Below are 13,030 nucleotides of genomic sequence, written 5' to 3'. Positions count from 1 at the left end.
ATAAATTTAATCAAAGTTCATTTTATCTCAGAAAAAGATTTTGATATTGAAGAAAAAGAAGTACTCGAACACGTTGGAGTAAGCTTAGTAGAATTTAAAAATAATACTAGTACTTTATTCTATATACATAAAAACAAAGACATCAAAAGATTTTTAAACATGTATGATGAAAATCCATTTAAATTATATAATGAATTGTTACAAGTTACAGAATTAAAGCCTAATGTCTTAAATTTTAAAATTAACTCTTTAAGTAATCTATATCAAGAGTAAATATAAATTTAAATAATTACAGAAGGAAATGATTAAAAATGGAAGATAAAAATATGTATTTAAAAGTTAATTTAATATTAATAGTATTAGGTTTTATAATATTACTTTTTAATAATGACTTAGCATTATCATTGAAAGTAAGATACTTAGCTGATAAAGGCTTTGGAGACATAATTGAAAATCAAATATTTAAAAACTATTCTTATATGTTTTTAATAATAGGCGGAATATTATTTTCCAAGGGAGTTCATAATTTAACTAAACCTGATATAATCAAATTAATTTTAAATAAAAAATAATAATACATCAAACATGTGTAATATCTGCCAGTGTTTCTGATAGATAAAGAAATATAAAAAGACATAATGATTATTATGTCTTTTTTAAATTAATTGATTCCCCAAAGAATCAAAAAAATTAATAGTTATTGATAAGTGATTTTTCTTCTTTAATAAATCATCTTTAAATATAAACTTCATTTTTAGACATTCTAAGAAAGAATTTCAATTACTTTTTTACATTTCTATTTCCTAAAAAAGATTCCTTTAAAACAATATATATAACTATGTCAAAATAATTAAAAATATAAAATTAAATAAATCAACGCACTTGACTAAACTGCCTAGATAGAGGCTAAAATTGGACATAGTTACCCTACAAACAAGTGTAGGATAACTTTCCTTGCCCAGTATATCGGCATTTTATAGGACTAGTACAGTTATAACATCTATTCTTTTGCAACTTAATGCTCTCTATCGTTTCCCCCAATAGTAAGATATATAGATGCTCCACAAAGAAACTCCCCCCTCGCTTTTATTTATTGTAGTATCGAGTCACTACTTTCTGCCCGTCCATATAGTACTAGATATATGTATATGCAGTTGGCTATCCCAAACGTTTTGTCGGCTACCCCTGTGCTTTGTCAAGCCTACGGTTTGCACTTGGTCAAACGTCCTTCCACTATAAAACCATTTAAAAAAAGCCTTGTCCAACTATCTTGAACAAAGCTTGTAATTTCTATCTTTTATCGTTATCATCTTGATTTTTTTTCTTTCATCTCTTATAATTTATGTATATCTAAGAAGATAACAGCTATATTTTATATACTCTATGTTCTGTCAAAACATTTAGTATTTTAAACTATAGTTAAAAGATTACTGTTACTTAACTATGTCGGTAGTTGGTATTAACTCGTTAGAAGGTCTGTCAAACCTAATACGAGCAGTAGTCTTTTTTTGTATTCAATTTTTTAATATAAATTAATTATAATTCTACTTATTAAATTTTACTAGCAAAATTTTCCGTATTTATATATTTTTTTTAATATTTTTATTTTCTATACCTCTCAATAAATTCCTTTAATGCTTGTCCCATTAAGTCATGCTTATCATAGGGTTTATTTTCTTCAACTAAAATATTAAATTCATCCCATATTTTTTCATTAATTCTAATAGTAGTTCTTTTAATTGGCGCTTCAGGTAAATCTATATTTATTCCTTCTCTTAATTCAATAACTTCTGAATTTGATTTACCAGTTTTATTGATTTTAAACCACTCTATCATTTCTTTTAAAGTTTCTGATTCTTGTGATATATAGAGCATATTTTCTTTTAATTTTGGAGTTGATATTACACCTGTATTACTTATATCATCTTGATTACCAATTGAAGATTTTTCTTTATTTTCAACTGTATTACTTCGGGGATTACATGTATATTCTAAAAGTACGAATTTATTTTCCTTTCTTCTGTATCCCTTGCTATTTAAATATTTTCTTATCGTACTTTCATTAATCTCTAATTTATCTGAAACCTTTTTAAGACTTTTATATTCAATCAATTTTTCATTTACATACCCTACAATGTCACTAATATCGCATTTTTTTAAATCATTCCAATTCATAATATTTCACCTCTTAAATATATCTGAATACATATGTATTACAGTTATATTCTTATTCTATCTATGAACATCCTTTAAATCAAATAATTTATTATCTAGTAATTTAATTGGACTCTCTAATTTTTTAACATCATATCTAGTCGGAATGATTGCAGGAGCTATATTTAACAACTCTAACATCTTAAAATATTTCTTCAATTCTTCTTTAGAATACTTTTTCTTTTTTGCATATCTCAATTCTAAGTATTGTAGTAACTTCTTCTTACTATTTCTTTTTAATTTGTTTGTTTTGGTAATTATATCTTTAGCTTCATAGTAGTTATAAAAGTCTAGTCTAGTATTACATATAAACCTTTTGTACTTTGTTAGAACTATATCTCTACATAAGTATATATCCTCAAAGTAGGCTTTAAATGTACGACTATACTTTCTTATTTCATAGTTTGCACATTTTATCTCAAGTCTTAAAACATTCTTTGCTAGTTCTAAATCATTGTCTGTTATATTTATCTTATTACCCTGTAATTCCTCAGCTTTCTTTTTCAGATTACAAAGTTGATTATACTTATTATAAAAGTTTATAGCATAAGTCTTATTTATATTATTATCATAGTTGTACTTGGATTTTAAATATACACTTGTATTGGTAGGTAAGTTATTTTCATGCGTATAACTTATATATCTATTGTCTTGTCTATCCTCAACTATTTTATTAAACAATTCTATATATAAACTTGCATTTACATTAAATATATTAAAATTAATTTCTACAGTAGCAACATTAAAATCTAGTATATCTATATCGCAATTAAACAGCTCTCTAAGCTTACTGTTAACCTTGTACCTTATTTCTTCCTTTTGTATATAGACATCATCTAAATTATAAACGTGATTTGCATTTCTAAGTAACATTATTAATCTACCTTGTACAATCAGCTTCTTTGATTTTACAACATATAAAAACTTAACTCCATTCATCATATACATGTATAAAGATATATTTTCTATTACCTCACCAGTTAATATATCTATTTCTTTTTCATAATATTTTTTTAACTTTAAACTGAATTTGTTACTGTCTAACTCTATATTTTTATATAAGTTAACTCTGTCTATCATCCCCATACCCCTCTTAGCGAAATTGAATTCAAATAAATAATTAGCACTATATTTATAGGCTAAAACATGATTACAAAATTAAAAAATTAAAGTTATAACACCCTTATTAAGGGGTATCAAACTTACAGTCTTTCAATACTTTTTTATGATGTGGAAATGAAAGGACTACACTGAAAGAAAATTTTTCCTCAACCTTCATCTCCTGCATACACCCCCCTACTCTTAAACCTTGTTTATTAAGCTATTAAACATACTATCTAAAATATAATTTACATACAAATAACTCTATAAATACAGAACATTTGTACGTATTACTATAGCTATTTTTACATGCAGACGAAAATTTTTTTTTCATGGAAATAGATGCCTTTTTTTATGATAATTCATATCAGTTAATAATTATTTTTATAAATTTTAGTGACCTTTTTTACAAAACGACAATTCTTCATATAAAACCTGTACAAACTAGTAATTCCAATACTTACAAGACTTTTTTATATGTCGGTAATATACGGCATAAAAATAAGTATTTTATGCCATTTTTGTATAGATTATAGTAATTTCAATATATACACTTATTTTATCAACTCTTATTTTTGTTGATTTGTCAGTTACATGTCAGTAAGTATTAATTTTTTGTATCTTTTAAGTTGATTTACTCTTATATTCGAATATATAATTCAATTAAAAAAATTAAGAAATTTGATAAAAATACTCTACGCACGTAAAACTTTTCAAGTGATACACTTCTTTTAATTTACTCTACACATGTAAATCATTCATCAAAAAACAATTGACTGTCTTACTCTATTTTAATAGAATAAAGTTACATTTATTAATTTTTTTAACATTAGGATGGAGGAACATATTATGATAGAAAAAATACCACGTGCTGAACTTAAAGTAATGATGCTATTTTGGGATACTGACAAGGTATTGACATCAAGAGATATTGTAAATATAATGAGTGAAGAATGGAAACAAACGACAACACTTACACTATTATCTAGGCTTTCTAAAAGAGGGTTTTTAGAGCCTACAAAAAAACCTGCATACACTACTTATAAAATTTTGATTAATAAAAAGAGCTACTTAGAGTTTGCAACATCTGATTTTATAAAGAATGTACATAATGATTCTATTGTAAGTTTAGTTGATTCAGTTAATAAAGAAAAGATAGGAAAAGATGAATTGGCGTCTTTGAGAGCTTTTATTAAAAAACTTAAGAAATAATAGGTACTATATATGTGTAATTTAATTCTAAAAGATATTTTAAGAACCAGTATCACAAGTAGTCTAGTTATTTGTTTTCTGCTACTTTTAAGGACAACTATATTCAGAATTTTCAATAAGAGTTTTAATTATTATATTTGGCTAATTGTAATAGTTAGATTACTTTTTCCATTCTCTTATTTTACTTATACTATTTCTGATTCTAAATTTCAATACAAACCTATTTTAAATGAAGTTGATTATTCAAATACAGTATTAATAATATATCTAACAATTGTTATTTTACTTGCAACTTATAGGTTTATAAAATATTTAAAGTTTAAGAGTTTGGTTATTGACTTATCATATGACATTGAAAATCTTGAAATAAACAATCTTTATAATAATTTATTAAAAGAATTAAATATAGAAAAGCACATTAAACTAAAATATACTTATGAAATCAATACACCTTCATTTTTTGGATTATTTGATAATTATATACTTTTACCACCATATAATTACAATTTAAATGAACTATATTGGATTCTAAAACATGAATTAATTCATTACAAAAGTAAAGATTTGTACATTAGATATTTGGTTTTATTTTTAAAGTGTGTTTATTTCTTTAATCCTTTTATTTATCTACTTGATAGAATTATATATCATAACTGTGAATTACATTGTGATGAAGTTGTATTAAAAGGTTGTTCCCTTGAAAATATAAAAAGTTATGCTAACACAATTTTAGATTCAATTGAAAGAAGTTCAAGAGATTCAAATAGCTACACTACTGGATTACACAGAAAATCAAATTTTGAAAAAAGAGTTTATAATATGTTTAAAAATAATGGTAAGAGTGGTATTTTAATAGCATTGATTTTATGCTTATTGTCATCATTTACATATTTTAAATTTGATTCAATTATATCAAAGCCAATTAATCACTCCTTAGATGCACCATTGCCAGTTAATACAGGCAAAGAAAAATCTTTTACTATAACAATAGATTAAATATTTGCTAGTATTAAAATATATTCAAAATTATAGGGAGGAATTATGTTAAAAAAATTAAAAAAAATATTGCTAATTACTTGTTGTTTCCTTATGATGGGTAGCACAGTTTTTGCAGAAACACAAAATAGTGAAGGAAAAAGCTTTACTATATCTGGTTATACATTTATGTATGAAAATGCACCACAAGAAATAAAAGATAAATATGAGGAAAATTGTTTGGATATAGGCGTAGAGCCACAACCTAATGATGAAATTTTTATTACACCTAGTGAATTAAAAACTTATAGCAACATAGACTTGTATTCAGCTAGAGCAAGTTCATTTACAGTAACTTATCATTATTCATATTATAAGGTTACTGGAGATAAAAACTATACTGTTAACACTTCTACGATTGTAAAATACGGAAATTCAGGAAATCCTGTTCATTTAGTACAATTGTTATTAAAAAAAGTTGGATATTCTTTAGAAGCAGACAGTCAATTTGGAAGCACTACACTTAGTAAAGTTAAAAGCTTTCAAAGCAGTTATGGCTTAACTGCTGATGGAATTGTTGGTAGTGCAACATGGCAAAAATTTGCCTCTGCTACAAACCTTGATTAGAATTTTTATATATGGCTATGTTTTAAAACAATGTTGATAATAAGACTATTTTAACAGCAAAAAAGTAGGGTCATGCTGATATGTCCTACTTTTTTTCGTATAATATTAAAATTATGAATCTTATATTTTAATAAGGAAAACTCCATTTTTATTTATTGAGCAATCCCTTATTAAGTTAACCTTGTTTATAATAATGAAATTTAAATAGAATAGATATACAAAATAATATATGTTTTTAAACATTAGTTACTTTATTTTTTATCTTTCATATAAGAAACCAATGCGGTTATAAATGATACTGCAAATATTAGAAATAATCCTATATTTAAAGCATTAAACGAACTTTTACCATTAGTTGCAAATACATAAAAAGATATTAAAATTGCTATTCCACTTAATATCAATTTTAATTTACTTGAAATCATATATCCCACTCCCTTTTATTTGTATTTAATTCATGTCTCAATTATAGTCTAACTCACTAAAAAAAATACACTATGTATATCTAATATAACTATAAAAAATACTATCCATTACATAGCAATTGTGTCCTATTTTCATTATAGCATTATTTCAAATTAAGAACTCCAGAGTTTATGTAATTGGTAATATATTGGTAAAATATGCTATAATAAAAACAAGACGCAATTGTTATATATTACGAAGTAAAAGAGTATCAATATAGGATGCTCTTTTTTAGTATTAAATTATATAATTTATTTAAAATATAGTCATAACTCAATAAAATAGTTGTATTTTTTTAAGAAGCTTAATATAATATAAATATAGATATTTAACTAATTAGTTAAATATCTATAAAAAGATTGAAAGGAGTTATTATATGAGTAAGGCATTTAAAGCTTTAAGTGATAAAACAAGAAGAGAAATATTAAAGTTGCTTAACAATAGAGATATGAGTGCTGGTGAAATAGCCGAACATTTTGATATGTCAAAACCGTCAATATCAAAGCATTTAGATATTTTAAGGGAAGCAGAACTTGTGAGCTCTGAGAAGAAAGGTCAATTTATAATTTATTCTATTAATACTTCTGTAATTCAAGAAGTTCTTGGTAACTTCTTGGAAATATTCAAAAAATAAAGAGAGGAAAATATTATGAAAAAAAATGATTTAACAAGAATTATATTATTAATTACATCACTCTTAATGCTTGTAATAGGATTTGTGATGTCAAAAGCAAATATAGAGATATTAATATTAGGTATTTTAGCTATTATCTCTTTAGTAGTATTAGATAGACAAGCAAGTGATATAGTAAAGCTATCGAAAAATAATCCTAAAGTTAAAACTTTTAGATTTTTAAATATGTTTACATTACTTATCGTTGTACTTTGTTTTATACTTGCTTCATCATCATCTGATAATCAAATATCTATTACAGAAGATAACAAAATATTAATTATTGGTTTAATGTCAGCTTTTATGATGATTTTCGGAAATGCATCACCTAAGATACCTTTTAATAGGTATTTGGGATTAAGATTACCTTGGACGATAAGAGATGAAGAAACTTGGAAAATTGCACATAGATTGGTAGGGTATTTATCTTTTCCGATTGCAATAGTAATGTTTATTATGTCATTTTTCTTTGATGGAAATATAGTAGGTATTGTTGGAATTTTAACTTGGGTTATAATACCAAGCATACACTCTTATATATTTTATTATAAGAGATTAAAAGGTTTGAATTAATAAACCGATATTCTAAATAAATTTTAAACTATATATTATAGTTACTGAACAATTTTAATATAATGTGAACAAAAAGTAGAGGTATGTCAGTCGATATCCCCCTACTTTTTTTGTTATTCAAAATGATTCTAATATCAACACTGTATTAAAACATAGCCTTATATATAAATAGTTCAACAAAAGACATGATAAGTTTATTATCATGTCTTTTTATAATTCGTAGCCTAATTTTTTATAATAAAACTTTATAAAATTGAGTATGATAAAGCGAGTATTTTAATTAAATATTTTTCCAGTTAAGAATATATATTTAAGGTTCTGTGCGACTCTCGAGTATGATTATATAAATATAAACTTAGTGTTAAAGTTATTGTTTTCTCAGTAGTTTAGTATTATTATATAGTAAATAGTTTAGTTCATTTAGGATATAATATATTAAACAATAATGTCTTCTTAGACTATTTTTTTAAACGCTAGCGTCTATTTTGTGATATAATAAAAGCAAGGAAATAATGAGTTACTTTATACAAGAGTAGCTATTTCCATCAAAATTGATTTAAAGAACTATTTTTTTAAACCACTCTTATTGGCGTTTGAGTGGTTTTTTATTTTATCATACATGAAAGCTGATATAACACCAGCTAGTATACTCAATAAAAAATTTATCACCATACTGTTCCACCTCCTTCCGTTATGGAATTTGGCGTTTAAATATGGAAATAGCCACTCTTACACTTTTCAACCATTATTTTCCTTGCATTAATATTATAGCACATATCGCAACAATTAAAATCAATGTTTTAATCACATTAAGGACAAGTCTACAATCATCATATAACGCGTTTAATTGCCTGTTAAATAAGTTTTTATTCTTTTGTAAGGTAATTATCCTTATCTGTTTAGAATTGATTTTAGGAGCCAATTTTTTGGTTTTAAGTTTTTACTTTTAAGTTAAATTTTTTCTTAATTTATTGATTTTTAATTACGACAATTTTAAATTTTGTCATTTATCTATATAGTATATCCCTATTAATAGTAATAAACCTATAAATAGTATTTAATAGTATTTAATAATAGTATTTAGACCTAGCTGAAATTATTGTAAATACTACCTTTTGATAATTTAAATGCGACACTTTGATAATTTAAATGCGACACTTTGATAATCTAATACGACACTTTGATAATCTAATACGACACTTTGATAATTAAATGCGATATAATTTATAATTGACGTATTATTAATAATTAAGCTATAATTATCAAAAATAGATACTTTAGGAGAACTAATTTATGAGAAACATTAAAGAGCAAAAAACTAATGTTTTAATGAAGTCTAATAAGTTTATAATGGCAAAATATGATTTACAAACTATAGAAAATAGATTATTTGTTAGATTATTATATGAATTTCAAAAAAATAAAAATTTAGAAATAACAATATCTATTGAAGAAATTAAGGAACTTATGAAAAGTCCTAATTATACAACATCCCAAGCTATAAGTAAAATATTTACTAAATTGAGAACAGGAACTATTTATATTAGGAGTGGTAAAAATTGGGGAGAATGTAGTTTTATATATTATTGGCTATATAACGAAGATGAAAGAACTTTTACTGTAAGGACATCTAATGAATTACTGGATTTAATAGAAAACTATATCCAAGTTGGTTATACTCCAATAAACCTACAAATATTTTTTAGTTTAAGGAATTCATATGCTCAACGTTTTTATGATTTGCTTAGATTATGGACAATGACAAAAGGTGCAATTACATACAAAATAGATGTTTTAAAAGAATTGTTAATGCTAGAAAATAAATATGATAAATATAACGATTTTAAAAGACGAGTCATTATTCCAGCAATAGAGGAACTCATTTCAACAAATTATTTTAATATTGAATTTATTGAAAATAAGAAGGGTAGAAAAGTAGAGTCAATAACTTTTCTTGTAAAAGATTTTGATGATAGGAAGTATTTTTCTAAAAGAGAGAATATAGTTTCTTCAGATACTAAACAAAATAAAACTAATAAAAAAATTAGTGAGATGCCTAGACAGAAAACTAAATTTCATAATTTCAATGAAACATTTACTAAGTATACTACTGATGAATTAGATGACATAATTGCTAAAAGTCAAAAGGAAAAGTTTAAATGATTTTATTTTTGAATTGCCAAAAACAATAAGAAGTTTATGCCCCAAAACATAAATAAAACTAAGCAAAGCCTAATAAATTTATGGGGGCATAAAAATCTAATAGTAACATTTTTAAACCACAAAAAAATTCTTAAATTTTTAATATTTTTGAGATGTACTTATTAGTGTTTTAGATTCATTTCCGGCTGTAATGATTGCAACACCTCTATATGTATGACCCTTTGTAGCAGAGTATGAATTTGTAACAGAACAAGTTTTGCCTCCAGTTTTCTTTGCAGATGTCTTTAAATCTACCCAACGCCCAGATTTTAATTCTTGTAATTTTGTTATAACAGATGTCTTAGTTACTCCAGATTTTCCAACAACAGAAGCACTTATATTAATCTTTCCATTAGAGAATGATATATTGCATCTTCCATTTAATATATTCACTGAAAAGGGTATTACCTCTTCTTGCACATCTTCCATAAAAATAATATCAGATGAATTAAATTCGTCAGCAAAACTAACAACATTTACTGAAATCATCATAATTAACACACATACAAATATTGATATTACGTTTTTTATTTTCATTAAAAAACCTCCTTGTAAAATTTTATATATTCAACATAACAAACAAAGGACGTTTTTTTAGACAAATTTTTACTCAATATTTTTTGCAACTTTAATAAACTCTGATTTATCTTTTCTAGTTATTTTTTTTGTAGGTAATTCTTTAGATAACATATAGATATTATTTTTATCATGCCATAATAATTGCTGAGTATTTTCTTTTTCAACATACTGTGCATAATGATTATTAAATTTTATATTTTCAACAAACGCATCCTCTGTGTCTAATACTACAACATCTCTAGAGTATGGCATCATTTGATAAATTATGTAATTATCTGATTTATCTTTGTATGATATTGATAGATAATTTTTTTCTTCAATTCTTTCAACTTCTTTATATCCAGTAGAAATATACTTAGGTTCTATATATTTGAATGATACATTTGATTTATGAGGGTTTATAAAATTATAATCTGTAAATTCTTTGTATACCTTCTTCATTATTCTCATTAAGCTTTCAGGAAAAGCTTCTGTTTTTATAGTAGTTATAGTGACTATACTTGATAAAATTATTATAAAAATAATAGCAATTCTTTTAAAATTTTTATAATAGTTCTTTTTTACTTTTTTTTCATTTTCTTTTATAAGTTTATCCATTTTGCTTTCAAATTCTATAGAAAAGTCATGGTCAATATCTTCATCACAAGGTAATTCATACAACATTTTTTCTTCTATTTTTGGAAGCTGTTCATATAATAATTTTTCTATATCTAATTTATCTTCATTCATTTGACAACGCCTCCATTTCAATTAAAATTTTTTTTAATTTTTCTAATGCTCTTTTATTTTTCTTATACAAATTAACCTCTTTTATATTCAATATCTTAGAAATCTCTTTAGTAGAAAAACCATGGCTATACTTTAATAGGATTACTTGCAAATCTGTTTCAGATAGTTTCTTTAAAGCATCTCCTAAGTGGCTGTAATTGCCTAATTTTTCAATCGATAAATCTAAAGAATTAAATTTATAACTCTCATCATTAATATCATTTATTTCCTCTCTCTTTCTCTTATTATATATATTTATTGAAATTCTCTTTACTATAATAACAACGAATCCTTTAGTTTTTGGACTGTTTACATCATTTATTTTATCGAGATTATCAATTATTTTTAGAAATGCATTGTGAACAGCATCTTCTGATAATGCTTCATCTTTCAAAATTTGATTAGCAACATAAAACATTAGTTTCTTGTATTTAATATATATATCTTCAAATTTATTCCTTTCTTCTTCTGAATTTATAATAGTCAAATATAACAACATAAGTTAATCTCCCTCACAACATATATTCTTTATAAATAAAATTATATAGAATTTAAAGAATTGTAGATATATATGTCTAAAAATAATTTTTATATTTGTTATATCTTTAAATAAAATAAATTGGAGGATATTTATTATGAAAAAATTAAAATCGAAAGCAATAATATCAATACTATCGCTATTATTGATATTAAGTTACACAATGCCGACTTATGCAAGTACATATTCTTTTGAACAAAATAAGAAAGAGTTAAATGAAGTACTTGAAGAAGTTTATAAAGAAAGAAGCTTAGGAACAGTTTCTAAAGAAAAAATAGATAAATTAGAAGAAATTCTTAGCAGGTTTAATGTATCTCCTGATGAAATAAATGCTACAGGAGAAATGCAAACATTTGGATTTAACCAGTGGACAGACTTAGGAAAAGGTTGGAAAATGACAGTACATAGACCTCATGGAAGTGATGCAACTAAATACCATACACACGTTAAAAAAGGAGGAGTAGAAGCTAAAGAAGCACTTGATGGAACTTCAACTCATGGAAAAGGAAATACTATGAATAACAAAGGTGTTCCTAAAGATATTCAAAACAAAGTAAGAAATCATAAAGATGTTAAGAAAGCTAGAGATGAAGAAGCAAAAGCTAAACAAGCTAAGCGCAAAATGAATTCACAAGGATTAAAATTAAAAATTCGTAATGATTTAATTATCGCAATAAGTATATTTGTTTCAATTGTTGGAGTAACTTTATTTGCACTTACAGAATATGCTTCATGGTTAGCTGTATTATTAATATTATAAAAGGAGATATAGTTAATGGAAAAACCAAATATATATTTAGTTGGAGAATTTAGAATGAAAGACTTCGAAATTTTCAAGCTTATGCAAACAGAGGATTGTTTAAATGAATCATTAGGCTTTTATGTAATCGAAGATTGCAAAAGAAAGGCAGAACTAAAAGATTATCCATACTTAATTGATGTTTATAAAGATAATCCTAATGAATTTGATGCTGGGATAAATTTAATCAAAGTTCATTTTATCTCAGAAAAAGATTTTGATATTGAAGAAAAAGAAGTACTCGAACACGTTGGAGTAAGCTTAGTAGAATTTAAAAATAATACTAGTACTTTATTCTATATAC

16 protein-coding genes are annotated in these 13,030 nt (G+C 24.6%); 10 read left to right on the top strand and 6 right to left on the bottom strand.

Going from position 1 to position 13,030, the window contains the following annotated elements; translation table 11 throughout:
* Both IC174_RS20330 and IC174_RS20325 read left to right on the top strand, forming a co-directional pair.
* The coding region (locus IC174_RS20330; RefSeq protein WP_227483900.1) for a hypothetical protein at positions 1 to 273 on the top strand (273 nt) is incomplete at its 5' end.
* A gap of 38 nt (positions 274 to 311) precedes the next feature.
* Positions 312 to 572, top strand: coding sequence for a hypothetical protein (locus IC174_RS20325; RefSeq protein ID WP_227483899.1), 261 nt, complete (start codon positions 312 to 314; stop codon positions 570 to 572).
* Between the two features lie 1,030 nt (positions 573 to 1,602).
* On the opposite strand, the gene IC174_RS20320 is transcribed toward IC174_RS20325, so the two are convergent.
* The gene (locus IC174_RS20320) at positions 1,603 to 2,175 is read right to left on the bottom strand and encodes a hypothetical protein (RefSeq protein WP_227483898.1); all 573 of its coding nucleotides are present in this window, start codon (positions 2,173 to 2,175) and stop codon (positions 1,603 to 1,605) included.
* Between the two features lie 57 nt (positions 2,176 to 2,232).
* Positions 2,233 to 3,294, bottom strand: coding sequence for a hypothetical protein (locus IC174_RS20315; protein WP_227483897.1), 1,062 nt, complete (start codon positions 3,292 to 3,294; stop codon positions 2,233 to 2,235).
* Between the two features lie 870 nt (positions 3,295 to 4,164).
* Here IC174_RS20315 and IC174_RS20310 point away from each other — a divergent pair.
* The 3 genes from IC174_RS20310 to IC174_RS20300 are packed head-to-tail and all read left to right on the top strand — an operon-like array spanning position 4,165 to position 6,129.
* On the top strand, positions 4,165 to 4,527 hold the full coding sequence (locus IC174_RS20310) for a BlaI/MecI/CopY family transcriptional regulator (protein WP_227483896.1): 363 nt from the start codon (positions 4,165 to 4,167) through the stop codon (positions 4,525 to 4,527).
* A 12-nt stretch (positions 4,528 to 4,539) separates the two neighbouring features.
* Positions 4,540 to 5,523: a M56 family metallopeptidase gene (locus IC174_RS20305; protein WP_227483895.1), complete on the top strand. Its 984-nt coding sequence runs from the start codon at positions 4,540 to 4,542 to the stop codon at positions 5,521 to 5,523.
* Positions 5,524 to 5,568: 45 nt separating this feature from the next.
* Positions 5,569 to 6,129, top strand: coding sequence for a peptidoglycan-binding domain-containing protein (locus IC174_RS20300; protein ID WP_227483894.1), 561 nt, complete (start codon positions 5,569 to 5,571; stop codon positions 6,127 to 6,129).
* A 251-nt stretch (positions 6,130 to 6,380) separates the two neighbouring features.
* Here IC174_RS20300 and IC174_RS20295 read toward each other — a convergent pair whose 3' ends face one another.
* Positions 6,381 to 6,554: a hypothetical protein gene (locus IC174_RS20295; protein WP_227483893.1), complete on the bottom strand. Its 174-nt coding sequence runs from the start codon at positions 6,552 to 6,554 to the stop codon at positions 6,381 to 6,383.
* Positions 6,555 to 6,970: 416 nt separating this feature from the next.
* On the opposite strand from IC174_RS20295, the gene IC174_RS20290 reads away from it, so the two are divergent.
* The 3 genes from IC174_RS20290 to IC174_RS20280 all read left to right on the top strand — a co-directional run bounded on the left by IC174_RS20290 (position 6,971) and on the right by IC174_RS20280 (position 10,003).
* On the top strand, positions 6,971 to 7,228 hold the full coding sequence (locus IC174_RS20290) for an autorepressor SdpR family transcription factor (RefSeq protein ID WP_048926724.1): 258 nt from the start codon (positions 6,971 to 6,973) through the stop codon (positions 7,226 to 7,228).
* 15 nt (positions 7,229 to 7,243) lie between these two features.
* The gene (locus IC174_RS20285; protein ID WP_227483892.1) at positions 7,244 to 7,840 is read left to right on the top strand and encodes an SdpI family protein; all 597 of its coding nucleotides are present in this window, start codon (positions 7,244 to 7,246) and stop codon (positions 7,838 to 7,840) included.
* A 1,293-nt stretch (positions 7,841 to 9,133) separates the two neighbouring features.
* The gene (locus tag IC174_RS20280) at positions 9,134 to 10,003 is read left to right on the top strand and encodes a replication initiation protein (protein ID WP_227483891.1); all 870 of its coding nucleotides are present in this window, start codon (positions 9,134 to 9,136) and stop codon (positions 10,001 to 10,003) included.
* Between the two features lie 138 nt (positions 10,004 to 10,141).
* Here the strand turns inward: IC174_RS20280 and IC174_RS20275 are convergent, their stop codons facing one another.
* The 3 genes from IC174_RS20275 to IC174_RS20265 all read right to left on the bottom strand — a co-directional run bounded on the left by IC174_RS20275 (position 10,142) and on the right by IC174_RS20265 (position 11,888).
* The gene (locus IC174_RS20275) at positions 10,142 to 10,579 is read right to left on the bottom strand and encodes a hypothetical protein (protein WP_227453478.1); all 438 of its coding nucleotides are present in this window, start codon (positions 10,577 to 10,579) and stop codon (positions 10,142 to 10,144) included.
* 69 nt (positions 10,580 to 10,648) lie between these two features.
* Positions 10,649 to 11,350, bottom strand: a complete 702-nt coding sequence (locus tag IC174_RS20270; RefSeq protein WP_227483890.1) for a DUF4367 domain-containing protein — start codon at positions 11,348 to 11,350, stop codon at positions 10,649 to 10,651.
* Positions 11,343 to 11,888, bottom strand: coding sequence for an RNA polymerase sigma factor (locus tag IC174_RS20265; RefSeq protein ID WP_227453476.1), 546 nt, complete (start codon positions 11,886 to 11,888; stop codon positions 11,343 to 11,345). Before IC174_RS20265 ends, IC174_RS20270 begins: the two co-directional genes overlap by 8 nt.
* Positions 11,889 to 12,024: 136 nt before the next feature.
* Between IC174_RS20265 and IC174_RS20260 the strand changes: the two genes are divergently transcribed.
* Together IC174_RS20260 and IC174_RS20255 are read left to right on the top strand one after the other, a co-directional pair.
* Positions 12,025 to 12,687 carry a hypothetical protein gene (locus IC174_RS20260; protein WP_227453475.1) on the top strand — a complete coding sequence of 221 codons (663 nt, stop codon included), beginning with the start codon at positions 12,025 to 12,027 and terminating at the stop codon, positions 12,685 to 12,687.
* 15 nt (positions 12,688 to 12,702) lie between these two features.
* A partial coding sequence (locus IC174_RS20255) for a hypothetical protein (protein ID WP_227483889.1) occupies positions 12,703 to 13,030 on the top strand: 328 nt, incomplete at its 3' end.

Source organism: Clostridioides sp. ES-S-0001-03 (assembly GCF_020676075.1).
In the GTDB taxonomy this organism is placed as follows: Bacteria; Bacillota; Clostridia; order Peptostreptococcales; family Peptostreptococcaceae; genus Clostridioides.
The sequence above is the reverse complement of the archived record's forward strand: the minus strand, read 5'-3'. Positions and strand labels throughout refer to the sequence as shown.